The 23,509-nt window shown below is 65.0% G+C and carries 25 protein-coding genes; 11 read left to right on the plus strand and 14 right to left on the minus strand.

Annotated features, from left to right (window positions below; translation table 11 throughout):
• Positions 1-318: 318 nt before the first annotated feature.
• From AWB65_RS20430 to AWB65_RS20455, 7 genes are all read right to left on the minus strand, one after another.
• Positions 319-1,011 carry a flagellar basal body L-ring protein FlgH gene (locus tag AWB65_RS20430; RefSeq protein ID WP_374729755.1) on the minus strand — a complete coding sequence of 231 codons (693 nt, stop codon included), beginning with the start codon at positions 1,009-1,011 and terminating at the stop codon, positions 319-321.
• Positions 1,008-1,631: a hypothetical protein gene (locus tag AWB65_RS20435; protein WP_087668877.1), complete on the minus strand. Its 624-nt coding sequence runs from the start codon at positions 1,629-1,631 to the stop codon at positions 1,008-1,010. Before AWB65_RS20435 ends, AWB65_RS20430 begins: the two co-directional genes overlap by 4 nt.
• An 11-nt stretch (positions 1,632-1,642) precedes the next feature.
• Positions 1,643-1,786, minus strand: coding sequence for a DUF6726 family protein (locus tag AWB65_RS20440; RefSeq protein ID WP_374729756.1), 144 nt, complete (start codon positions 1,784-1,786; stop codon positions 1,643-1,645).
• A 55-nt stretch (positions 1,787-1,841) separates the two neighbouring features.
• Entirely contained in the window at positions 1,842-2,018 is a 177-nt protein-coding gene (locus AWB65_RS36390; protein ID WP_159907722.1) for a hypothetical protein, read from the minus strand.
• A 168-nt stretch (positions 2,019-2,186) separates the two neighbouring features.
• Positions 2,187-2,849 carry a response regulator transcription factor gene (locus AWB65_RS20445; RefSeq protein ID WP_087668878.1) on the minus strand — a complete coding sequence of 221 codons (663 nt, stop codon included), beginning with the start codon at positions 2,847-2,849 and terminating at the stop codon, positions 2,187-2,189.
• 55 nt (positions 2,850-2,904) lie between these two features.
• Complete coding sequence (locus AWB65_RS20450) at positions 2,905-3,501, minus strand: phosphatase PAP2 family protein (protein WP_087668879.1); 597 nt, start codon at positions 3,499-3,501, stop codon at positions 2,905-2,907.
• 418 nt (positions 3,502-3,919) lie between these two features.
• Complete coding sequence (locus AWB65_RS20455) at positions 3,920-4,273, minus strand: hypothetical protein (RefSeq protein WP_087668880.1); 354 nt, start codon at positions 4,271-4,273, stop codon at positions 3,920-3,922.
• Positions 4,274-4,537: 264 nt separating this feature from the next.
• Between AWB65_RS20455 and AWB65_RS20460 the strand changes: the two genes are divergently transcribed.
• The 6 genes from AWB65_RS20460 to AWB65_RS20485 all read left to right on the plus strand — a co-directional run bounded on the left by AWB65_RS20460 (position 4,538) and on the right by AWB65_RS20485 (position 10,470).
• The gene (locus AWB65_RS20460; protein WP_087668881.1) at positions 4,538-5,200 is read left to right on the plus strand and encodes a response regulator; all 663 of its coding nucleotides are present in this window, start codon (positions 4,538-4,540) and stop codon (positions 5,198-5,200) included.
• Positions 5,197-6,531 carry an ATP-binding protein gene (locus AWB65_RS20465; protein ID WP_087668882.1) on the plus strand — a complete coding sequence of 445 codons (1,335 nt, stop codon included), beginning with the start codon at positions 5,197-5,199 and terminating at the stop codon, positions 6,529-6,531. The genes AWB65_RS20460 and AWB65_RS20465 overlap by 4 nt, the downstream gene beginning before the upstream one ends.
• Before the next feature lie 91 nt (positions 6,532-6,622).
• Entirely contained in the window at positions 6,623-7,117 is a 495-nt protein-coding gene (locus AWB65_RS20470; RefSeq protein ID WP_087668883.1) for a CBS domain-containing protein, read from the plus strand.
• 285 nt (positions 7,118-7,402) lie between these two features.
• Positions 7,403-7,804 carry a phasin family protein gene (locus tag AWB65_RS20475; protein ID WP_087668884.1) on the plus strand — a complete coding sequence of 134 codons (402 nt, stop codon included), beginning with the start codon at positions 7,403-7,405 and terminating at the stop codon, positions 7,802-7,804.
• 93 nt (positions 7,805-7,897) lie between these two features.
• On the plus strand, positions 7,898-9,637 hold the full coding sequence (gene phaC / locus AWB65_RS20480; protein ID WP_087668885.1) for a class I poly(R)-hydroxyalkanoic acid synthase: 1,740 nt from the start codon (positions 7,898-7,900) through the stop codon (positions 9,635-9,637).
• A gap of 2 nt (positions 9,638-9,639) precedes the next feature.
• Complete coding sequence (locus AWB65_RS20485) at positions 9,640-10,470, plus strand: amidohydrolase family protein (protein ID WP_087668953.1); 831 nt, start codon at positions 9,640-9,642, stop codon at positions 10,468-10,470.
• Here AWB65_RS20485 and AWB65_RS20490 read toward each other — a convergent pair.
• Positions 10,467-11,774 (minus strand): MFS transporter, encoded by a 1,308-nt coding sequence (locus AWB65_RS20490; RefSeq protein WP_200821753.1) that lies wholly within the window; start codon positions 11,772-11,774, stop codon positions 10,467-10,469. The two genes, AWB65_RS20485 and AWB65_RS20490, sit on opposite strands and share 4 nt — an antisense overlap.
• A 153-nt stretch (positions 11,775-11,927) precedes the next feature.
• Here AWB65_RS20490 and AWB65_RS20495 point away from each other — a divergent pair, with 153 nt between their 5' ends.
• The 3 genes from AWB65_RS20495 to AWB65_RS20505 are packed head-to-tail and all read left to right on the plus strand — an operon-like array spanning position 11,928 to position 14,773.
• Positions 11,928-12,650, plus strand: coding sequence for a GntR family transcriptional regulator (locus AWB65_RS20495; protein ID WP_087668887.1), 723 nt, complete (start codon positions 11,928-11,930; stop codon positions 12,648-12,650).
• Between the two features lie 34 nt (positions 12,651-12,684).
• The gene (locus AWB65_RS20500) at positions 12,685-13,962 is read left to right on the plus strand and encodes an MFS transporter (RefSeq protein WP_087668888.1); all 1,278 of its coding nucleotides are present in this window, start codon (positions 12,685-12,687) and stop codon (positions 13,960-13,962) included.
• Positions 13,931-14,773 (plus strand): amidohydrolase family protein, encoded by an 843-nt coding sequence (locus AWB65_RS20505; protein ID WP_087668889.1) that lies wholly within the window; start codon positions 13,931-13,933, stop codon positions 14,771-14,773. The genes AWB65_RS20500 and AWB65_RS20505 overlap by 32 nt, the downstream gene beginning before the upstream one ends.
• Here the strand turns inward: AWB65_RS20505 and AWB65_RS20510 are convergent.
• Positions 14,760-15,719, minus strand: coding sequence for an O-fucosyltransferase family protein (locus AWB65_RS20510; RefSeq protein ID WP_087668890.1), 960 nt, complete (start codon positions 15,717-15,719; stop codon positions 14,760-14,762). The two genes, AWB65_RS20505 and AWB65_RS20510, sit on opposite strands and share 14 nt — an antisense overlap.
• Positions 15,720-15,997: 278 nt before the next feature.
• Here AWB65_RS20510 and AWB65_RS20515 point away from each other — a divergent pair, with 278 nt between their 5' ends.
• A complete protein-coding gene (locus AWB65_RS20515) occupies positions 15,998-16,429 on the plus strand; it encodes a YqaA family protein (protein WP_087668891.1) in 432 nt (143 codons plus the stop codon).
• Between the two features lie 6 nt (positions 16,430-16,435).
• Here the strand turns inward: AWB65_RS20515 and AWB65_RS20520 are convergent, their stop codons facing one another.
• Positions 16,436-17,056 (minus strand): TetR/AcrR family transcriptional regulator, encoded by a 621-nt coding sequence (locus tag AWB65_RS20520; protein ID WP_087668892.1) that lies wholly within the window; start codon positions 17,054-17,056, stop codon positions 16,436-16,438.
• Positions 17,043-17,480, minus strand: coding sequence for an ester cyclase (locus AWB65_RS20525; RefSeq protein ID WP_087668893.1), 438 nt, complete (start codon positions 17,478-17,480; stop codon positions 17,043-17,045). The genes AWB65_RS20520 and AWB65_RS20525 overlap by 14 nt, the downstream gene beginning before the upstream one ends.
• 144 nt (positions 17,481-17,624) lie before the next feature.
• On the opposite strand from AWB65_RS20525, the gene AWB65_RS20530 reads away from it, so the two are divergent.
• The gene (locus AWB65_RS20530) at positions 17,625-18,758 is read left to right on the plus strand and encodes an FUSC family protein (RefSeq protein WP_087668894.1); all 1,134 of its coding nucleotides are present in this window, start codon (positions 17,625-17,627) and stop codon (positions 18,756-18,758) included.
• Positions 18,759-18,793: 35 nt separating this feature from the next.
• On the opposite strand, the gene zwf is transcribed toward AWB65_RS20530, so the two are convergent.
• The 3 genes from zwf to AWB65_RS20545 all read right to left on the minus strand — a co-directional run bounded on the left by zwf (position 18,794) and on the right by AWB65_RS20545 (position 23,481).
• Positions 18,794-20,266, minus strand: coding sequence for a glucose-6-phosphate dehydrogenase (gene zwf / locus AWB65_RS20535; RefSeq protein WP_087668895.1), 1,473 nt, complete (start codon positions 20,264-20,266; stop codon positions 18,794-18,796).
• Positions 20,267-20,455: 189 nt separating this feature from the next.
• Positions 20,456-21,355 (minus strand): LysR family transcriptional regulator, encoded by a 900-nt coding sequence (locus AWB65_RS20540; RefSeq protein WP_087668896.1) that lies wholly within the window; start codon positions 21,353-21,355, stop codon positions 20,456-20,458.
• Positions 21,356-21,423: 68 nt separating this feature from the next.
• Entirely contained in the window at positions 21,424-23,481 is a 2,058-nt protein-coding gene (locus tag AWB65_RS20545; protein ID WP_087668897.1) for a 2Fe-2S iron-sulfur cluster-binding protein, read from the minus strand.
• Between the last annotated feature and the right edge of the window lie 28 nt (positions 23,482-23,509).

Raw genomic sequence — 23,509 nt, forward strand, 5'->3', positions numbered from 1 at the left:
GCATACCACTCAGAGGAAGTGCGCGTTGTCACAGTGGGTCCGCGAGCCAAGCCGGGGTCTGCCGTGAGGGCGACACTTACTCTCCAGCGCCAATCCCAATCAAATGCTAGTGGTGGATTGTTAGTTTTGGCGGTTGGAAGCTGCTTTCTTTGCTTACTTTCTTTGCAGCAGCAAAGAAAGTGAGTCCCGCCCCGGACAGGGGCAGAGCAAATAGACCGCTAAGAAAGCAAGTTCCATAGGAGCACGAGCGCATCAAACGGCGTTCAACAAACCCACCTCAAGCGCCAGCGTCCAACATCCCCCAAAGCGCCAGCAACCCTAAAACGTCAGCACGCTCATAAAGAGCCGCTGCAACCACCCCATCGTAGTTGAATCCGCAAGCATCCCCGCACCCGCCTGCTCGATGCGCGCATTCGCGACCTTGTTCGACGGCACATAATTGCCCGCCTCGATGTCCTTCGGGTTCACGATGCCCGAGAGCCGCAGGCGGTCCTGGTTGCCGCCCATCGCGATTACCTTGTCGCCCGCGACCATCAGGTTGCCGCTCGGCAGCGTGCCGATCACCGATACCGCGAGCGTCCCGCTCATCGCGCTCACGTTCTTCGTATTGCCTTCGCCCTTGAACGTCGTGTTCGCCGAGCCGACATTGAACAGCCGCGCAAGCCGCGCGGCCGCACCAGTCGATTTGTCGGCGGCTTCTGCGCTGATGCTGCTCGCACGGCTCGCGTCGGCGTCGGCGGAATTGCTGCCCTGGTAGCTCTCCGCGAGACGAATCGTGAGGACGTTCCCCACTTTTTGCGCGCGCGGCGTCTCATAGAGCGAGAGCGTGGTGCCCGACTGGAAGATCGCGCCCTGCGTATTCACGTTGACAGGCTGCGAAACGGCCGGCGCAAACGTCGGCATCTCGACGATCGAACGCTCGGAAGTCGAGCAGGCGGAAAGCGCGAGCGATGTGCAGAGCATCGCGGTCATGCGGTTGCGTCGGATCATCATGGTGTCGGAGAGGTTCATGGCGCGTTGAGCGATGCCGTCGCCGAGCGCCAGGCGTTCATCACCGTGCGCAAGTAAGCCTCGTGATCGGCGAGGCGATAAATCACGCGACCGTTGCTCGCCGCTGCGCTGGTCTCGATCGTGATCGAACTCGTGGCGTTGTCCCAGATGCGGCGGCTTTCACCGTGCAGGTTCTCGACGCGGCTCCTGCCATATTTCGACGCGAGCGCTTCCGCGAAGTCGCCGAGTACGCGCGCGTCCACGACGAACGACATGCGGTACAGCCGTGGCGAAGCTTCCCCAGGCATCGCGAGAAAGCGCAGGATGTGGTCGCGTGCCGGCGCGCCGTCGACGACTGCTTGCGACGCCTGCCAGCCGCCGTCGCCGCGATGCGCCCACTTGCACGCGATCGAAAGGCTCTCGGCGTTGCGCAGGCTCATGCCGAGCGCGGCGGCTTCGGGATCGGTCTCGCAGATCGCGACGCTGCCTTCGGGCGTCGCGCGTGCGGCCTGATGGCGGCGGAAATCATCGAGCGAGATGCCGAGCGGCAGTCCGCGAAATTCGAACGGTTTTTGCGCGACGGACAGCGACGGCGCGAGCGAGCACGCCGTCATCATGCAGGCGATGATAATCGGGTTCATAACGTCGTGGATCAGTCGATGGCGTTCGCGCAGAGGTCGAACGGCGATGCCGCCGCGTGGCCGACCACCGGCACGATCTTGAGCGTTGCCGACGTGACGCGGCAGGGCAACGCGGCGAGCGCGCAGCCGTCGAGCAATAGTGTCGCGGTGATCATCGAGAACGCGAGTAGGCCGCGCGCGGCATGGCGAGTAAGCATCGACATCACGCGTTCAGGCCGTGGTGTCGATGGTCGTGCCGAGATGCGGCGGCAGCGAGCGCGTGGGCGTCGCTGGTTTCGCGGTGTCTTGTGTCGGCGCGGTGCCGGAGGTGTCAGTGCTGCGCTTGATGGGAAGCGTGTGCGCCGAGGTCGTCGGCAGGCGGTTTCCGATAGGGGTGCTGGCGGTCATGATGGCGTTCCGTGAAGAGTGATCGACGGGATCGAATGCGCGTCTTGCGTATTCGATGCGTCATCTTCACGCGCGGCCGGTTCGACCGATGGCGCGAGAAAAGCGCGCTTTTCGCGGGTCCTTACGATGCGTTACGCGAGGTTCGAGAATTGCACCGGAGCGGGTACGTCACCCCTCTTTCGCCACCATCCAGCCCACGCCGCGCACGTTCTTGATCGTGTCGCTGCCGAGCTTCTTGCGCAGCGAATAGATGATGAACTCGACCGCGTTGCTCTCCACTTCCTCGTTCCAGCCGTAGATGCGGTCTTCGAGTTCGGCGCGCGAGAGGATCGCGCCGGGGCGCACCATCAGCGCCTGAAGCAGCGAAAACTCGCGCGCGGAGAGGCGCGTCGACTGGCCATCGATGCTCGCCTCGCGCGTCGCGGGATCGAGCGAGAGCGCGCCGTTCGTCATCACGGGCGCGGCCTGCCCGCTTCGACGCCGCACGACCGCGCGCATGCGCGCGAGCAACTCGGACAGCTCGAAGGGCTTGAGGACGTAATCGTCGGCGCCGCCGTCGAGGCCGCGCACGCGATCCTCCACCGCATCGCGCGCGGTGATCACGACGAGCGGCACCGGGTTCATCGACGCGCGCACGGAATGCAGCACATCGATGCCATCCATCTTCGGCAAGCCGAGATCGAGCAGCACGACGTCGTACACCTGCGTTTCGATACTCGTGAGCGCCGTCTGTCCGTCGGTAACCCAGTCGACGGCGTAGCTCGCATCCTTTAAAGCGCCTTCCACCGCCTCGCCGATCATTCGGTCGTCTTCGACCAGCAGTACCCGCATCGCGCCACTCCGCCTGTTCATCGTCGCAAGGTTCCAGCGTAGCTCATTGTTCGGATCATGGTGATACCCAGCCGCGTCGAATGAGCGGCGCGAACACCGGCCGGTAGATCGCCGTCGCCACGCGCAGCAACGGTTCTTCGAACCAGCGACCCGAGCGCGCGGCGAACCACGCGCTGCCGCTCGCGACGAGGGCCGCGCCCGCCATATCCAACGGAAAGTGCACGCCAAGGTAGATGCGCGCCCACGCCATCGGCACGCCGACGAGCGCGAGGATCGAGCCGATGCGGCGCGTTTCGGTGTGCCACATGAGGCTCGCGGCGACGGCCCAGACGAAGGTCAGGTGATCGCTCGGCATCGACGAGTCGGCGACGTGCGGCAACACGTTCGTCCCGAGGCCGATCATGAACGGACGCGGATGCGGCCACAGCGCGCCGATCACCTGCGCGGCGAAGAGCGCGGCCAGCGCCGACGCGCACGCTTCGATGAGAAAGCGCCGCCGGGCGTCGTCGCCGCGCAGCCAGCCGGCGACGAGCGCGAGCGGCACGAGCGCGATCGCGTACTCGGCGAAGAAAACGGCCATCGAGACGACAGGCGGACTCGGATCGGCCGACGCATTGATCAGCAGGAACAGCGTGTAGTTAAGGGCTTCCATGATGTGCGGGCCGGGAAGGAGTCACGGGCCCGAGTGCGCAGACTTGTGCGGCACCCGGGGCGATTTTTTTTGCTATTGCTGGGCTCATCATTACCGCGTGCGCTTCCCGTTCGCCGTACGCTCGCCCACGGTATCGCGCGAGTAGAGGCGCGATGCAATTACGATTCGAAATGCTGCAGCGCCGTCGCTTAAGAGATGCTTAAGCGGCAGGCGTCACGCACGCTCACGCTCACCGCGGTGCGTAAAAAAATGGCCCGGCTTGCGCCAGGCCATAAGGGGACGGTCATGATTCCGAGGCCATGCCCGTCCGCGTGGGAGTCCGTGGAAGATCACGGGGGTGATCGATCACGGAGCGTGCCGCAGTCACTCTGCGGGGCGAAACTTAGAAGTCACTTAGGTGACGCGTTGCAGCAATGTGTTAGCCCTTGGCGTGCGCGCGCCGTTGCCTCATACCGTCATTCAGTTCGAGATGCAATTGCACGAGCCAGTCGTGGCGGCACTCGTCGGCGATCAGCGGCTCGCTCGCGCACACCGTCCACGTCAGATGCCGCGTCGATTCGGCGGCATCGAACGCGCGACGCGCCGTCCGCTTGACGATGAGCGCGATCACCACGGCGCTGCCCAGTGCCACGATGCGCACAGCCGGTGCGCCGATGACCTCCGGCCGGCCGAAGAGCGCGGCCACGAGCAGGCACACCGCATCGGCGAAGGCGACGGCGATCGCGAGCAGCACGAGATTCGCTCGCATCGAAACCCAATTCGGCACCTGCATGGCACGCTCCCTGACCCTGCCGCTCGTGACGCAAACGCGCCGCCAGCTTCATGCCGTCATAATGCAGGGCCGTTCCTTAGGAAACGCTTAAGGGTGGGCAGGCTTCTGTGCGTGCGCGGACAAAATGCATTTTTCATGCGTGAATGCGGGTCGCTTGCGTGACTTTTCGCACACGTCGCATCGGGTGTTGCGAGCTTAAGTAGCGCTTAAGCTCGCGCGCGTCACAATCCGCAAATCATCAGGACGAATCGACGGAGAACGCACATGCGTCTGCTTTTGGTGGAAGACGACGACATGATCGCCGAGACGGTTCTCGGCTCACTGCGGCGCACGGGCTATGCGGTCGATTGGGCGCAGGACGGGCGCGCGGCCGAACTGTCGCTTGCCAACGGCGTCTACGATCTCGTGCTGCTCGACCTTGGCTTGCCGAAGCGTGACGGCATCGACGTGCTGAACGACTACCGCCGCTCGGGCGGCGAGGCGCCGGTCATCATCCTGACCGCGCGCGATGCGGTGGATGACCGCATCCGCGGCCTCGACGCCGGCGCCGATGACTACCTGATGAAGCCCTTCGACCTCGATGAACTCGCGGCCCGCGTGCGCGCGCTGCTCAGGCGCCGCACGGGGCAGAAACATCCGGTCTACACGCACGGCGAACTCACGCTCGACCCCGCTGCGCACGAGGCGACGAAAAGCGGCGTCGCGCTCAATCTCGTGCCGCGCGAGTTCGCGCTGCTGCAGGCGCTGATCGAAGAGCCCGCGCGCGTGTTCCGGCGCGCCGAGCTCGAAGAAAAACTGTACGGCTGGGGCGAGGAAGTCGGCAGCAACACCATCGAAGTCCACGTGCACAGCCTGCGCCGCAAGATCGGCGCGGAAGAAGTGGTGACGGTGCGTGGCGTCGGTTATCGGCTGAAGAGGCTCGGATGACGTCGATACGCCGCTGGCTTCTCGGCTGGCTCATCTTCGGGCTCGCGGCAGCGTGCGCGGTCGCGGCGTTCGGCATCTTCCAGACGGCGCGCGGCGAAGCGGGTGAACTCTTCGACTACGAATTGCGCACCGTCGCGCTCTCGCTGCCGATGAACATCGCGGCCGCCGACAGCACGGAACGCCCGAGCCACGACTTCAAGGGCATCGCGGACGACCGGCTCGTCATCGACATCTGGGACAGGACTGGCCGGCTCATCTATCACCCGCTGAAGGAGCCGGCGTTGCCGCGCATCGGCGAGGGCTTTCGCTCGGTGGATCGCGAGGGTTATCGCTGGCGCGTGTTCGGCGTCGAGCAGGCCGATCGCTTCGTGCAGGTCGCGCAGCCGTACTTCGTACGCGAGGAACTCGCGCTCAAGCTCGCGCTGCGCACGCTCTGGCCGCTCGCGGTGCTCGTGCCAGTGACCGTCGCCCTCGTGCTGTTCGTGGTCGCGCGCGGACTCGCGCCGATCGGCTGGCTCTCGCGCGCGCTCGCCGGGCGCGCCGCCGAATCGCTCGAACCGGTGCGGCTTGAAAAGCCCGTGCCGACCGAGATCCGCCCGCTCGTCGAGGCCCTCGACGATCTGCTCGCGCGGCTCGCGGCGGCGTCGCAGGCGCAGCGTACTTTCGTCGCCGATGCCGCGCACGAGCTGCGCACGCCGCTCGCGGCGCTCAAGCTGCAGGTGCAGGCCGCCGTGCGCGACGGCTCGCTGCAAGGCAGCGGCGACACGCTCGCGCGCATCGAAGGGCGCCTCAACCGCATCATCCATCTCGCGCAGCAACTGCTCACGATGGCGCGCGAGGACGCCGAGCGCGAAACGTCGATGAAAGCGATGAGCCTTCGGCGTCTGTGCGAAATCTGCGTCGGCGATTTCTCGATGCTGGCTGAGGCGAAGGCGATCGATCTCGGCCTCGAACTCGAACACGCCACCGGTCCCGCCGATGCGTTCATGATCGTCGGCGATTCGCACGCGCTCGCCGTGCTGCTGAACAACCTGCTCGACAACGCGATCCGTCACACGCCGCAAGGCGGCCGCGTCGATGTGACGCTGCGGCGGGATCAGGGCGGCATCGCGCTCGCCGTCCTCGACGACGGGCCGGGCATCGCCGCTGAAGAGATCGAACGCGTCTGCGACCGGTTTTATCGTGGCGCGGGCGCGCAAGGGCAGGGCAGCGGGCTGGGGCTCGCGATTGCGTCGCACATCGCACGGCGCCATCGCGCGGCGTTTTCCGTCGCCAATCGCGAGAGCGGGAAGGGACTCGCGGTGTCGGCGAGCGGGCTGCGCGCGGCATGAATCCGCGGCCGTTTGGAAATCCGCACGCGATGGTCTAATGTCCAAAGACGCACCGTCCGTGCAGGGCTTTTAAGCGCCCGAGGAGTCCATCATGCAGCCGACTTACACGAAACCCGACCACTTGCTGCGCTACGAGACGCTCCGTGAAATTCTCGCCGGCAAGCCGCCGGGCGTGTATTTCGTGCCGCCCGATGCTACCGTCCTCTCCGCGTTGCAGACAATGGCGGAGAAGGATGTCGGCGCGCTCGCCGTCATCGATCAGGGACGGCTCGCGGGCGTCTTCTCCGAGCGCGACTACGCGCGCAAGGTCGTGCTGAGCGGCAGGACGTCAAAAGACACGCTCGTGAGCGAAGTCGCCACCGGCGACGTGTTCTCTGTCAGCCCGGAGCACACCGTTCCGCAATGCATGGAACTGATGACGGAGAAGCGCATCCGGCATTTGCCCGTGGTCGAGCGCGGCGAGGTGATCGGCATGCTGTCGATCGGGGATCTCCTGAAAGAAATGCTCGCGCATCACGAACAGTTGCTGCGGCAAATGGCGATCGAGCGGACGATTCTCCTCACGCCCGACCCAAGCAGCTACTGATTGCGCCCATAAAACGCACGCCCGTCCGCATTGCGACGCGGACGGGCGCCGGTGCGCCTTTAATGGTATTGGTCAGCGGAAAAGGGCTCGTCTTGCCGACCCACGGCATGCAGCGCCGATGTAAAGTGATGAGCGGCGGCGATGCGCGCGCGATGCCCGGCGCGCGCGGCGTCGTGCGGCATGACTGTTGCTCGAAATGCCGGTACACAAGCGCACCACCCGCGAATCATTCGCGCAGAATCCGCGCACAACTCGCGACCACCCCCGCGACCCCAGGAGACAATCATGGCTGACCAAACCAACCCCTTCGGCGATCTGACAAAGATGCTCGAACAGTTCAAGGTGCCGGGCGTCGACATGTCGGCGATCGTCGAGTCGCGCCGCAAGGACATCGAGGCGATCGTCGAGGCGAACAAGACCGCCTACGAGTCGATGCAGGCCGTCGCGCGCAAGCAGCAGGAAATGCTGGCGCGCGCGATGCAGGACATCCAGGCCGCCGCGACTTCCGGCATCTCCGACCCTGCCAAGCAGAGCGAAGTCGCTCGCAACGCCTATGTCAAGGCGATCGACGACATGAAGGATCTCGCGGAGATCGCGCGCAAATCTCAAGCCGATGCGATGGCGAGCATCACGCAGCGCGCCAACGAGCACATGGAAGAGATCAAGAAGATGCTGCAACGCGGCTAGTCACGCGCGTCTTCAGGCGATCAAGCCAACGCGGCACGCGCTTGAGCGCATGCCGCGCCGCAGCCTTTTCGACAGAATTATCAGGAGAAACGCATGCCCTCGCCGTTCAACATGCCGGACGAGTTCGTCCGGGGCTTTTTCAAATCGGGGCAGACGCTGTTGCAGGCCTACACGGGCGCCGCCGGCCACACCGCCGACGCGCCCGCCGCTCCGTTGTCATCGGCGAAACTGCCGGCCCTCGCGCTCGCCCAGGCCCAGGCGCATTACTGGCAGCAGCAGATGGCCCTTTACATGGGCATGGTGGCGAGCGCGACGGGGCAAAAGCCCACGCCCGCCGTCGAACCCGAGCGCGGCGACCGCCGCTTCAGCGCCGATGCCTGGCGCGAGAACCCGTGGTACAGCGTCCTCAAGCAAACGTATCTGCTCAACTCGCGCCTGCTCAACGACATGGTCGAAGCGGCGGGCGTCGGCGAGAAGGAGAAGCACAAGCTGCGCTTCTACGCTCGCCAGTTCATCGATTCGATGAGCCCCGCGAACTTCGCCGCGACCAACCCCGAGGCGATGAAGACCGCCATCGAGACGCAAGGTGAGAGCGTGCGCACGGGCTTCGCGAACCTGCTCGAAGATCTGAAGCGCGGCCGCATCTCCATCACCGATGAAAACGCGTTCGAAGTGGGCAAGAACGTGGCGGTGTCGAAGGGATCGGTGGTGTTCGAAAACGAATTGTTCCAGTTGATCCAGTACGCGCCGCTCACCGAACAGGTTGCCGAGCGGCCGCTCGTGATCGTGCCGCCGTGCATCAACAAGTTCTACATCCTCGATCTGCAGCCCGAGAACTCGTTCGTGCGCTACGCGGCCGAGCAGGGGCAGACGGTGTTCCTCGTGTCGTGGCGCAATCCCGACGCGGAACTCGGCCACATCACCTGGGACGACTACGTCGAGAACGGCGCGATCAAGGCGATCGAAGTCAGCCGCACGATCAGCGGCGCCGACAAGGTCAATGCGGTCGGCTGGTGTGTCGGCGGGACGATTCTGTCGTCGGCGCTTGCGGTGCTGCGCGCGCGCGGCGATGAATCGGTCGCGAGCTTCACGCTCCTCACGACGATGCTCGACTTCAGCGATCCGGGCGACCTCGGCGTGTTCATCGACGAGCAGGGCGTGTCGCAGCGCGAGCAGACGATCGGCAAGGGCGGCATCTATTCGGGCGGCGAGCTCGGCTTCGTGTTCCAGACGCTGCGCGCGAACGATCTGATCTGGCCGTATGTCGTGAACAATTATCTGAAGGGCGGCGCGCCGCAGGCGTTCGACCTGCTCTACTGGAACGCCGACGGCACCAACCTGCCCGGCCCGATGTACGCCTGGTATCTGCGCAACATGTATCTCGAGAACAACCTGTGCAAGGCGGGGCGGCTCTCGATGTGCGGCACGCAGGTGGACTTGGGCAAGATCGATATTCCGAGCTATATCTTCGGCACGCAGGAAGATCACATCGTGCCGTGGAAGGGCGCGTACCGGTCGACGCAGCTCGTCGGCGGCGATACGCAGTTCGTGCTCGGCGCGAGCGGGCATATCGCGGGCGTGATCAATCCGGCGTCGAAGAACAAGCGCAGCTACTGGACCGACGGCACCCTTGGCGACGATCCGCAGGCGTGGCTCGAGACGGCCAAATCGCAGCCCGGAAGCTGGTGGACGCACTGGAACAACTGGCTGCAGGCGCACGCGGGCAAGCAGGTCGCAGCGCCGAAGAAGCCGGGCAACGCGAAGTTCAAGCCGATCGAACCGGCGCCTGGGCGTTATGTGGCGAAACATCCTCCGGAGGTGATGGGCGCGTGAGCATCGACATTTTTAGCGAAGAAAAAATCGACTGCCATAACCACGTATTCGATCCCGCCCGGTTTCCGTATCGCGAGGACACGGTTTATCGTCCCTCGGGACAGGAGATCGGGACGGCCGCCCAGTTCCTGCGCGTGATGGACGCGCATGGCGTGCGTCACGCGCTGCTCGTCGGCCCGACGAGCGGCTATCGCACCGACAACCGCTGCATGCTCGACGCGATCGCGCAGGCGGCGGGGCGGTTCAAGGGCATCGCGGTGGTCGATAACGATGTAAGCCGCGCTGAGCTTGCTGCGTTGAAGGCGGCGGGCGTCGTGGGCGTCGCGTTCAATCCGGCGATGGAGGGCGCTGAAGTCGTAACGGAGGCCGGGCCGCTGCTGGACCTGCTCGCCGATCTGGACATGTTCGCGCAGATTCAGGTGGTCGGCGATCAACTCGTCGAGTTGATTCCGGTGATCGAACGCACGCGCATGCGCGTTCTGATCGACCACTGCGGACGGCCGGATGTGCGGAACGGTGTGAAACAGCCAGGGTTTCAGACGCTGCTGGGGCTCGCGGATGGCGGAAGAACGGTCGTCAAACTCTCCGGCTGGCAGAAGATTTCGCAGCAGGATCATCCGTATGAGGACGTGCACGTCTATGTGAGGGAACTGCTGCGCGCCTTCGGGCCGGATGCCTGCGTGTGGGGGTCGGACTGGCCGTTCCTGCGCGCGCCGTCGCGGCTGGATTACGGACCGCTGCTGCAGCTTTTCGGAGAGATGGTTTCCGATGCAGACGTTCGGCGGCGCGTCTTTTGGGACACGCCGCGCAGGCTGTTCGGGTTTGCGGATTAGCTTGAGCGTCCCGCGGCGGCTACCGTGGCGCCGCGCTGCTTGTGCGCCCAGGCAATCGTCATACCGATGCCGAGCGTCGCAAGGCAAACCATCGGCACGACCATCGGCGCGCCTGCATTGCCCGCGACTTTACCCACATATGGCATGAGGTTCTGGCTGAAAAAGCCGCCGAGATTGCCGATCGAGTTGATCGCCGCGACGCTCGCCGCCGCCCTGGCGCCCGAGAAAAAGCGCGGCGGCAACGACCAGAAGCACGGATAGAGCAGCGGAATGCATGCGCCGCCGAGCACGAGTGCGGCGAAGCGCAGCGGCAGTGTCGGCAGTGCGAGGCTCAGCGCGAAACCCACTACGCCGACGCCAGCCACAATCGCCATCGCCTTGAGCACCACGCTCTCGCGCTTCAGTTTCGCCGGCAGCCAAAGCAGCAGCAACGCGCCGAGCGCCCAGGGAATCATGTTCAGCAGGCCATTGAGCGACGGCGACACGCCGCCGCTTTTCAGGAGTGTCGGCATCCAGTAGGTCACGCCGTAGAGCGACGTCGACATCAGCATGTAGGCGCCCGCGAACATCAAGACACGCGGGTCGATCAGCGCGCGCCACGGATGCTCCGACTTCGCCTCGGGCGACGCCTCGCGCTTCAATGCGAGCTTCATCACGCGCTTTTCGTCGTCGGAGAGGAAAGGCGCCTCGTCGACGGAATTCGGCAGGAAGCGCAACGCGACGCCCGCAACCAGCACCGCCGGCGCGCCGGTCGCGACGAACACCCATTGCCAGCCCGCGAGGCCGAGACTGCCGTCGAGCGACAGCAGGAGCCCGCCCGCGAGCGCTCCGAGCATGTTCGCGAGCGCGCTGCCGAGCGTGAAGAACCCGAGCATCCTCGTGCGATGGCTCTGCGGAAACCACAGCGTCAGGTAGAAGATCACGCCCGGATAAAAGCCCGCTTCCGCCACGCCTAAAGCAAAGCGAAAGACGTAGAAGAGCGCCATCGAATGGGTGAATGCCATCAGGATGGTGATCGCGCCCCACGTCAGCATGATCCGGGCGAGCCACAGCCGCGCGCCGAAGCGATGCAGCGCGAGCGTGCTCGGCACCTCGAACAGCAGGTAGCCGATGAAGAACAGCGACGCGCCGAGCCCATACGACGCCTCCGTCATGCCGAGGTCGTGGACCATCTGCAGCTTGGCAAAGCCGACATTCTGCCGGTCGATGAAGGCGATCAGGAACATCACGATCAATAGCGGCATCAGCCGCCAGGCGATTTTCGTGACGACTTGCTGTTCGGTGAGAGCGGTGGGGTGGGACATGCGAATCTCCGTTGAATTCATCTATATGTTTGGTTGAATCGGTGTTTGTGAACATCCGTGAAAACCCGCTGGCAAGGTTCATACGGGTTTGTACGGTCGTGACGAGCACGCCTATCACATGCAAACATATAGATGAATTCACCAGACACAGACATGCAAGCCGACAACCGACTCCCCCGCTACCAACGCCTGCGCGATGAACTCGTCGCGCAGATCGCCGCGCGCCACTGGCTGCCGGGCGAGGCCATCCCGACCGAACAGGCGCTCGCGAAAAGCTACGACGTCGCGATCGGGACGGTGAGGAAGGCGGTCGATCTGCTGGTCGCGGAAGGAATGCTCGAACGCTTTCAGGGGCGCGGCACGTTTGTGCGGCGCGCCAGTTTCGACAGCTCGCTCTTTCGCTTCTTCCGCTTCCAGAGCAAACAGGGCGAGCGGCGCATTCCCGAGAGCCGGATTTTGCGGCGGGAGGTGGTCGAAGCGCCGTCGGCGGTGGCGGCTGCGTTGCAGATCGCGCCGAATGCGCGGGTGATCCGCGTGTCGCGGCTGCGCCTGATCGACGACGTCCCGCTGCTCGCCGAGGAAATCTGGCTGCCGTTCGAGCGCTTCGAGGCCTTCGCCAAGCTGCCGATCGACGATATCGGCGACCTGCTGTATCCGGTCTACGAGGCGAAATGCAATCAGGTGGTGGCCTCCGCCACCGAGACGCTGACCGTTGAAGCCATCGGGCCGCTGCATGCGCGGCTCTTGCGCATCGAGCAGGGCACGCCGGCGGTCGTCATCGAGCGGCTGGCTTACGGCTACGACCGTCGGCCGCTCGAATGGCGGCGCTCGCGCGGGCCGGCGTGCGAATTCATCTATCAGGCCGAAATCCGCTGATCGTCAGAAGCCAGCTACACGCAGGAGACAACCGATGTTCCGATGGTTCAAGGAAATTTCCGGCAACGAGCGGCGCACGTTCTGGGCGTGCTTCGGCGGCTGGGCGCTCGATTCCCTCGACGTCCAGATGTTCAGCCTCGTGATCCCGGCGATCATCGCGGAGTGGTCGATCAGCCGGACGCAGGCGGGGCTCGTCGGCGGCGTGACGCTCGTGGCGTCGGCGCTCGGCGGCTGGATCGCGGGGATGCTGGCGGACCGGATCGGCCGCGTGAAGACGCTGCAATGGACGGTTGCGTTCTTCTCGGTCTTCACGTTTCTTTGCGCGTTCGCGCAGACGTATCCGCAGTTTCTCGTGCTCAAGAGCCTGCAGGGCTTCGGTTTCGGCGGTGAATGGGCGGCGGGCGCCGTGCTGATGGCCGAAACGATCCGCCCGCAGCATCGCGGCAAGGCGATGGGCACGGTGCAGAGCGCGTGGGCGGTCGGCTGGGCGGCGGCCGTGCTGCTCTTCGCGCTGATGTTCTCGCTCCTCCCCGCCGAAACCGCCTGGCGCGTGATGTTCGGCATCGGCCTGTTGCCTGCGCTGCTGATCCTCTACGTGCGGCGCGGCGTTCAGGAGCCGCCCGCACCGGCCGCGCGAGCTTCCGATTCGATGGAAAGCGTGCCGCTCGTCGGGATTTTCGCGCCGCAGGTGCTGCGCATGACGCTGATCGGCGCGCTCCTGGGCGTTGGCGCGCACGGCGGCTATTACGCGCTGATGACGTGGCTGCCCACGTATCTCAAAACGGAGCGCCATCTGTCCGTGCTCGGGACGGGCGGTTATCTCGCGGTGATCATCGTCGCGTTCTTTTTGGGATGCATCGCGAGCGCGCAACTGCTCGACCGCATCGGACGGCGCAGCACGATTCTGCTGTTCTCGATCTGCTGCGTCGCCACGGTGATCGTCTATTTGTTCCTGCCGCTCGGCAATCTGGCGATGCTCGCGCTCGGCTTCCCGCTCGGATTCTTCGCGGCGGGCATTCCGGCAAGCATGGGCGCGCTCTTCTCCGAGCTGTATCCGCGCGGCACGCGAGGCACGGGCGTGGGCTTTTGCTACAACTTCGGGCGCGTGGTGTCGGCGGGGTTTCCGGTGCTGGTCGGGCATATGTCGGCCAACATGACGCTCGGCACGGCGATTGGCATCGATGCGGCCGTCGCTTATTCGATCGTCGTCGTGGCTGTCTTGATGCTGCCGGAAACGCGCGGACGCACGCTCGCCGATCACCTGCCCGAACGCGAGGTAGATGTGCCGATGCCGCGCGCGCATCGGCACTGATATGTCGATGCCAGTCAAGGCGATCGATGCCCACGCGCACGTTTTCGAGCGTGGCTTGCCGCTTGCCGCGCGCCGTCGGTACGCGCCCGGTTACGACGCGCCGCTCGCCGACTATCTCGCTCAACTCGATGCGCACGGTTTTTCGCACGGCGTGCTCGTGCAGCCGAGCTTTCTGGGCACGGATTGCGGCTATCTGCTGGACGCGCTGGCGCGTGCACCCGAGCGGCTGCGCGGCGTCGCGGTGATCGATCCGGCTTGCGATCCGGCTAATATCGATGCGATGGATCGTGCCGGCGTCATGGGGATTCGCCTGAATCTGATCGATGCGCCCGCGCCGCGTCTTGACGATCCGGCTTGGCGTAGCACGTTAGGCCATGTTGCGAGGCTGGGCTGGCATGTCGAGGTACACGTGGAGGCGGGGCGGCTGCGGAGCATCGTGGAACCGCTGCTGGAACACGACGTGAAGATCGTCGTCGATCACTTCGGACGGCCCGATCATGCGCTAGGCGTGCTCGACGCGGGTTTTCGCCATCTGCTGACGCTCGGGCGGACGCGGCGCGTCTGGGTGAAGATTTCGGGCGTTTATCGGAATGGCGCGGGGTTGGCTTTTTCAGCCACCGATGCGCTGAAGGCCGAGTTCGGCGTCGATCGGCTGGTGTGGGGCAGCGACTGGCCGCATACGCAGTTCGAAAGCGTCGAGAACTTCGGCCGCGCGCTGGGCGTGCTGCGCGCGGTTGTTCCCGATGAATCCGAGCGTCAGGCGGTGCTGGCGGAAACGCCTGCCCGGTTGTTTGGGTTCACGCCGCCTTGACCTGGACATCCTGCTCAGCCCATATCTGGCTATCCGGAAACCAGAACGCATCGGGCCTTGGCGGCGCGACGAGCTTGACCGGCAATTGCGGATTAAAAATCTTCGACCAAGCCGACAGATAAGAAGCCGTCTTGACCAGATAACCGCAGTTCGAAAGCAATAAGCTGGAAACCAGCGCCTCCCGCCCGATCTCCATTCCCGGATAGCCACTGAAATGAATCGGCAGATCGCCATTCGCGAGCATTTTCGCGGGCGCGACTTTAACCGGCCGCTTGAAGGGCCACGCGCAAAAGAAATCGATAAACCGCTGCTCGTCGCTTGAAACGAAGATATTCGTCAAGCTGGGATTTTCAGCCAATGTCGTTTCTACCGTCTTGCAGAAATCCGCCCACGGAACCGTCAATGCCTCGATGACTTTATCCGTGCCGCGGAAGTGAACGCCGAGCGTCGATTTACCGATATCGAGCCGCTTGCAAATCGTGCTCACTTCATCGACGACAGGCGCCGTCGGCCGGTAATGCGAAAGAAAAAGCTCGCTCGCGCTGCGAAGCCGCAACCGCGATTCATAGCGCTGCCGAAAGCCCAATTGCACGAGATCGCGAACCGTCGAGGTCCGGACTTTCTGCATCGATATCGATTCAGTCGCCGGCCTGACGCTCTCGAAGAACGTCGAGAACCAGTCGATTTCCCCGGCTGCATCGCCGTAAAGCCCGCCGCGCGCGGAGATGCGCGGCGTGAGCCCTTTCTCTTCGCAATGCATCAGGATGAAAAGCACCATCTGCATGACGGAGAAGAACCCCGAATTTTCCTGTATCTCGATCGCGAACACGCTTTTGTTCAGCCGCTGGCGCGCATGCAGCTTCAGGCGCACGGGCGCGGCGACGGAGTGCTTGAACCCCTCGCTGCGTCGAAATTGCCTGACTCGATCGACCACCTTTCGCAGCATCGCGATTCTCCCAAAACTCAAGGCTTGTTGGAATTCGAGTTCGGCGTCCGATACATGAAACTGAGCGATCAGAATAGCATCGGGCAATTGCCGGGACGTCATTCAGCAAAACTGTTTAGTGGGGTAGCAAACCAAGCCCGGTAACATTTTCCCGGCAGTTAATCGCGCAAACGTTGTCGCTGTTTCAAACCAGGATCATTAATCGACGCGAAATTGGAGTTAACCCGATACATTAAAAACACGTGTATCGTGTTCAATCCCGACAATAAGCTTTCACAATGGCCGATTTATCGATTTACGCCGGGCTCTTCGCCGTCGCGCTGATTGCCGCGACGATTTTCCCGCTGCAATCCGAAGCGCTGCTAGTGGGGTTGCTGCTCGCGGGCGGCCATCCGGCGTGGCTGCTCGTCGCGGTCGCGAGCGTCGGAAACGTGATCGGCTCGACGGTCAACTGGTGGCTCGGGCGTTCAATCGAGCGGTTTCGCGAGCGCCGCTGGTTCCCGATCAAGCCCGCCGCGCTGGATCGCGCCGCACGCTGGTATCACCGCTACGGGCGCTGGACGCTGCTGCTCTCGTGGACGCCCGTTATCGGCGATCCGCTCACGATGATCGCCGGCGTGATGCGCGAGCCACTCGTGTCGTTTCTGATCATTGTCACGATTGCGAAGACGGGGCGATATGTGGCCATCGCGGCGCTCGTGCTGCGCTGACCGCGCTCAGTCGGCCGGATCGGAGCGCCGCGCCGCATCGACGAGCGCGCGGATTGCCCAGCGCTTCACCTTGCGCGCGCGGGCATCGTCGAGTTGCAGGACGTCCTTGAACACGACCATCGCCTCCGTCCCGATGACGAGCGCGAGCGCCTGACTCAACGTCGCCAGCACGTCGGGACTGAACTGGTCGCGCGCGGGTTCGAGCGCGGCTTCGATCAGCGGCGTGCGGCGGTTCTGCCGCGGCGGGATGCCATCGGCGCTCCCGCCCCGCGTCGCGCGCTCCAGCGAATGCGCGAGCATCATCCGAAGCGGCGCCTCGTTGGCGAGGATCAGGTCGTGCAGCGCGGTATCGACGCGTTCCAGCCGCGCCACCGGATCGTTCGACGCCCGCGCGCGAAACAGCTCGGCCGCGTCCGGCACGGCGACGTCGATCGACGCCTCCGCGAGCAGCGCGTCCATGCTCGGAAAATGCCGGTAGGCGGTCGCGCGCGAGACGAGCGCCTCCTCGGCGATCTCCTCCAGACTCGGCTTGCGTCCCGCCTTCATCAAGCGCGACGCGGCTTCCAGCAAATCCTTGCGCGTGCGCCGCTTCTGGTTCCGCCGCCGGGTGAGGTCAGCGTCCGCCATGCGATTCCGGCGGCAACTGGCGCATGATGGCAGCGAGGTCGACCCACACGTTTTCGCGGCGGATATCGCCGGTTTCGGCGAATTCCACGACGTGCAGCAGGCGGAATTCGAGCGGCCGACCGTGGCCTTCGAGCCCGAACGGCCGGCCCGGCGCCTTGCCGCGCCAGAGCGATTCGTCGACGACAAACGCGTCGCCGTAAAGCCGCCGCAGGCACTCGACCCGGCTCTCCGACAAACCCGCGAACAGTGCCTCGTAGAATGGGCGCGCCGCCGCGCGGCCGTGCGTCGGCCCCGCCGGCCAGCCGACGATGTCGTGCTCGACGTCCGGCGAGAGCGTTTCGAGCACGCCGTCGACGTCGTCGAGATTCTCGAAGCGGAAGTGCTCGTCGATCTTCCTGTCCATTTCGCTGCGGGTCAGCGCCATGATCGCTCCTCAAGTCCGAAAAATTGCCGCTCGGTCCGACCGCTCGGCAAAATCCAGTTTAGTGAGACATTCGTCTCATTACAAGATTTTGATGTCTTTCTTTCGCGCATATAACCTCTAGCTCACCACTCCCTGACCGACGCCATGGCCGACTCTCTCAACACGCTCGCCCAGATCGTCCGCGAGGCGTCGTTCGCGCTCGGCCGCGAACTGGCGGCGTGGAAGCCATCCACCGAACGCGCGAGCTTCGCGACGCAGGCGATGCTCTCCGTCGCGCTCGCGGTGGCGTTCGCTTATGCGCTGCATCTGTCGAATACGTGGTGGGCGGCGATCAGCGGCTTCGCGGTGATGCAGTCGAGCTTCGCGGCGTCCGCGCGGCGCGGCTTGCTGCGCATCCTTGGCACGGTGGTCGGCGCGGCGCTGGGGGCGGTCGCCGGGCCGGCGATCGGCAATTTGCCGTGGGTCTTCGTCCCGGCGATGGGCGTGATCGGTGGCGTCGCGGTGTATCAGGCGCTTGCGTCGGAGGCCGGCTACGCCTGGGTGCTCGGCGCGGCGACCGCGCTGATGGTGACGTTCGAGGCGCATACCCTCGGCTCGGCATCGGCGACGGCATCGTTCGCGATGCTGCGCGTGGCGGAGGTCGTCGTCGGGACGCTCGCGTGCGTGATCGTTTCGGGGGCGTTTTATGTCGCGGGGCGCTATCGGCGGGGTGGCGGTCCCGTGAGCAACGCGGCGAGCGCATTGCTCACGCCGGATGCGAACATCGCCGCGCGCAAGCTCCTCGCGTGGCAAGGCGCGGCGTCGATAGTGATACTCGCCGCGCTCACCTACATCCTGAAGCTGCCCGGCTTCGCGCAGGCGATGGTCACGGCAATCGCCGTGCTGATCCTGCCTGCGGCGTCATTAGCGACGAACACGCGGCGGCCGGTCGCCGAGCGGATGGTGCAGCGTTTCGCGGGCTGTCTGCTGGCGGGCTTGATCAGTATCGCGCTGTTGCCGCTGCTCGGCGATCACGCGTGGCTCTGCATGCTTGCGCTGTCGCTCGGCGTGTGGTTCGGCTGCCACGTGCAGACCGGCAAGGAAGGCGCGAGCTACGTCGGACGGCAGTTCACGATCGCGTTCATCATGGTCTTCGTGCAGGACCATCACTGGTCCGCCGATCCCGTTCCGGCGTTGATGCGGCTCTCCGGCATCCTGACGGGCATCGTCGTTCTGGCCGTCGTGATCCTCGCGATGAGCCGCCTGCCGCTCGCACGGCAAAGCGGCGGCGCGCTTTGAAGCACGCCGCCGCCGTTCAACGCATTACGGGATCGTCAAGCCTCTTCGGCCCACGCCATGTTCTCGCGCGCCATCAACGCCGACGATGCCGCCGGCCCGAAGGTCCCAGACGTATAGCTGCGCGGCCGGTCGTTGAGTTCCTTCCAGCCGTTGAGGATCGGTTCGACCCACGCCCATGCCGCTTCCAGCTCGTCGCGCCGCATGAAGTGGGTGAGGCGTCCGCGAATCACGTCGATAAGCAACCGCTCGTACGCTTCCGCGCGACGCTCGGTGAACGCCTGCTGCAAGTCGAGGTTGAGGTTTACCGGCAGCATGTGCATGCCGCTGCCCGGTTCCTTCGCGAGCATCTGAAGCTGGATCGATTCCTCCGGCTGCAACTGGATGATGAGCCGGTTGCCGTAGTTGCGCGGGCCGCTCGGGATGATCGAGAACGGCAGGTCGGCGAAGTCGATCACGATCTCCGACTGGCGCTTTTGCAGCCGCTTGCCGGTGCGCAGGAAGAACGGCACATTCGCCCAGCGCCAGTTGTTGATATGGGCACGCAAGGCGACGAAGGTCTCCGCGCGGCTCTCGGCGGGAACGTTCGCTTCCTCGAGATAGCCCTTCACCGGCTCGCCGCCGATCGCGCCCGCCGCATACTGGCCGCGCACGGTATCGCGCGCGATATCCGCGACCGACATCGGCCGCAGCGAGCGCAGCACCTTGAGCTTTTCGTCGCGCACGGCGTCGGGATCGAGCGACACCGGCGGCTCCATCGCGACGATGCAGAGCAGTTGCAGCAAGTGGTTCTGCACCATGTCGCGCAACGCGCCCGTCTGGTCGTAGAAGCCTGCGCGGCTGCCGACGCCCACCGTTTCCGCCACCGTGATCTGCACGCTCTTGATGTAGGGCGCCTGCCACAGCGGCCCGAAGATCGCGTTGCCGAAGCGCAGCACCATCAGGTTCTGCACCGTTTCCTTGCCGAGGTAATGGTCGATGCGATAGATCTGCTGTTCCTTGAAATGCGCCCCGACCGACGCGTTGATCGCCTGCGCCGAGGCCAGATCGTGGCCGAGCGGCTTTTCGAGGACGACGCGCGAATGCTCGTCGACGAGGCCCGCGTTCGTGAGGTTGTCGCAGATTGTCGTGAAGAGATCGGGCGCGGTCGCGAGATAAAACACGCGCAGCGCGTTCGGACGCGAAGTTTCGGCCAGGCGCCGGAAGTCGTCGGCGGAATCGATATTGATGCGCACGTAGTCGAAGAGCGCGAGGAATTTGTCCCACGCTTCGGGATCGAGCGCCTTCTTGTCGACGAACGGCTTCGATTGCTGATCCATGAAGGCGAGGAAGTCGTCGCGCGACCAGTCCTTGCGGCCGATCGCGATGATGCGCGTCTCGGCCGGCAGGTTGCAGTGCAGATGCGCCATGTAGAGCGCGGGCAGCAGCTTGCGCGCGGAGAGGTCGCCGCCGCCGCCGAAGATGATCATGTCGACGGGTTTTTCGCTGGCGGATGAGGTCTGGGTCGTCATGGTGCGTAGAGGGTTGCCGGTTGATGGAGCATCCGCTGGAGGCAAATGCGTGAAGCAGAAGGCAAGACTTTCCGAAGACGCCTATGGTGCATGTTTTGTAGGTTTTTTGCACGTAACGCGTCGAACGGGCGCCGGGCAAGGCCGGGTGACTTCGATGCTTTCAAAAACCGCCCGAAATAGCGCGACCGTTCAATTCAGCGACGGGTCCGCGCGCAGCGTATCGATGGCGAGATCGAGGAACGCGCGCACCTTCTGCGCGGCGTGTCGTCCCTCGCGATGCACGACCTGCACCGGCAGCGCGGGCGGCTCGAATTCCGGCAACACGATCTGCAGCGTGCCGTCGCGCAAATGGTGCGCCACCTGATACGACAGCAGCCGCGTGATGCCGAAGCCCGCCGCCGCGGCGGCGATCGCGGAGTCGTTGGTGGTGGTCGTCAAGCGCGGTTGAAGGCGCACGATGACTTGCTTGCTGCCCTCGTTAAGCCGCCATTCGGGCGTGGTCGAGATGCCGCTGACGAGGATCGTCGTGTGTCCGTCGAGGTCTTGCGGGCGGCGCGGCACGCCGTGACGCTCCAGATACTCCGGCGATGCGCACAGCACGCGCCGGACGCTGCCGACGCCGATCGCCTGCAGTGACGAACTCGCCAGCTCGCCGATGCGCACCGCCACGTCGATACCTTCATCGACCATGTTCACCACGCGGTCGATGAACCACGCGGTCACGTTGGCATCCGGATAGCGCGCGAGGTAATCGATCACGACGGGCATCACGTAGTACTTCCCGAACAACACGGGTGCGGTGACGGTCAAGTGGCCGCGCGGCGACGAGTGCGTGCCGGTCGCGGAGAGTTCGGCGTCATCGACTTCGCCGAGGATGCGGCGGCAGTCATCGAAGTAGGCCGAGCCGGCGTCGGTGAGCCGCACGACGCGCGTCGTGCGCGTGAGAAGCCGGACGCCGAGCCGCTCTTCGAGATCGGTGACGACGCGGCTCACCACCGACGGCGATACGTCGAGCTTGCGCGCCGCCGACGCGAACCCGCCGGTCTCGACGACCGTCACGAACGTCGCCATCGCCTGGAATCGATCCATCTCATGCTCGGGGTAGCCGCGGTGACGTGCATTCTCGGGCATAAGCGGTCGATCGACAATAAGGCGGCTCAGAGGTCGAGCACGAGCCGGCCGGCTTCCGATTGAGCGGGCATCGCGCAACAGATGAGCGCTTCGCCTTCGGGCGCCTGGAACGACGGCGCGTTCCGGTACGCCACCGCGCCCTCGACGATGCGCGTGCTGCATGTCCCGCAACTGCCGCCGCGGCAACCGAAGTCGGGTGTGAGGCCGCGCGCTTCGGCGAGGTCGAGCAGCGTGCCGGACGCGGGGGTCCAGCGCGCTTCCTTCGCCGACTTCACGAACGCGACGGGAACGGGTTTCGTGGCGGGCTCGGCCGCTCCGGTCTTCTCATTCGTACGCTGCAAACCAGCGGGACCGAACGCCTCCGCGTGAAAGCGCGCATCGGCGATGTTCAGACCGCGCAGGCCGTCGTAGATCGACTGCATGAACGCCGCCGGGCCGCAGAGGTAGAAATCGTAGTCGTTGAAGGGGAGCGTCTTCATCAGCAGCGCGACATCGATACGGCCCGCCACGTCGTAGTCGATGCCTTCGCGCGCGCCTTCCGTATCGGTCAGCGAACGGATCACCTGCACGGCGCCGTTCGCGGCTTGCGCGAGGGCGTCGATTTCGGCGGCGAAAGCGAGGTCCGCGAGCGAGCGCGCCGAGTGGAAGAACCACACCGGCCGCGTGCGCCGGGTGCGCCGCCCTTCGTAGACGACGTGCCGCAGCATCGCGAGCATTGGCGTCACGCCGACGCCCGCCGCGAGCAGCACGGCGGGACGCCGCTCGCGGGCGTCGATCGTGAAATCGCCCGCCGGCGCGCGCGCCTCGATGATGCTGCCGACGCGCAACGTGTCGTGCAGATGCGCGGACACAACGCCCTGCCGTTTCACGCTGATGCGGTAGAAGCCGTCGGACGGCGCCGCCGACAGCGTGTACGTGCGGATCACCGGCTTGCTGTCCGGTGTCACCTGGACGCGGATCGGCAGATGCTGCCCGGCCGCGTGCCTGGCGATACCCGCGCCGTCGGCTGGTTCAAGATAAAACGAGCGGATGACCGCGCTTTCATCGACCACTTTCGATACGCGAAACGGCCGCCATGCTTTAGCGAATGTCGCGGCCTTCAGACGATCGGCGGTTTCGTCCCAGGTGCCGGTCATGCGCGCATTCGGCGACTGGCCTCGCGCATCTTTGTGCCAGCGCAGCGGCAGCGCCTGCTCGCGATACACAATGCGGCGCGGCGTGAAGCGCCAGAGACGCTCGGCGCCCTGGAACGCGGCGATTTCCGGCGAATCGAGGAGGACTTCGGCGTCGCCGGAAAGCTGGAGCAGGTCGCCGGTCTCGAAGTCGGCGAACACGAGGCCCGCCTTCGGATTGACGAGGAAATTGCCGAGCGTGTTGAAGAAGAGGTTGCCCGCGAAATCGGGGATCGTGAGCACGCCGTCGTCGCCGATGCGCACGAAGCCCGGCCGGCCGCCGCGATGCGACACATCGACTTGCCGCACGCCTTCCTCGCGATCCACGTAGGACGCGACGAAAAACGCGTCGGCGCTGGCGATCATTTGCGTGGCGCGCGCCGACAGGCCGTCTTCCCACACCGGCGCGACCGGCGAGTGTACGGCCGGATCGCGAACGAACGCGGAGTCGCGCAACTGGATGTACTGCGGGCAGTTGCCGAAGCTCTGCGCGACCTCCACGCCGAAGCCCGCCGCGCCCTCGCGCCGGATTACGCCGTTCAGGCGATTACGCCGCCGGGTGCGCAAATCGATGCCGAGCAGACCTATAGCGGCACCGTCGTTGAAACCGGCATCAGCCGGATCGGACGGATCGCGCATCGCGTTGACGTTGAGCATCGCCGGCGTCGGCGCTTGCAGGAAGCCCGGCTTGCCGGCGATGAGCGTCGCCCACGGGTCGCCGGCGTCATCGACCGCGCCCGCGACGATGAACGGCAGCAGCGGATAGAACTGGCGGTGTTCGTCGAGCAGGAAGTCGCGCACGAAGCGGCGGCCCGGCCCGTCCATCCGCTCGACGACCCCGACGCTGCGTTGCATCGTGAGTTCTCCGTCGTGCCACGGTGAACGGCTTTCGACTTGGGATGGACTGGACATGACGTGCCTCCGCACGGTTTCGACTTCA

Source organism: Caballeronia humi, from assembly GCF_001544475.1.
GTDB lineage: Bacteria > Pseudomonadota > Gammaproteobacteria > Burkholderiales > Burkholderiaceae > Caballeronia > Caballeronia humi.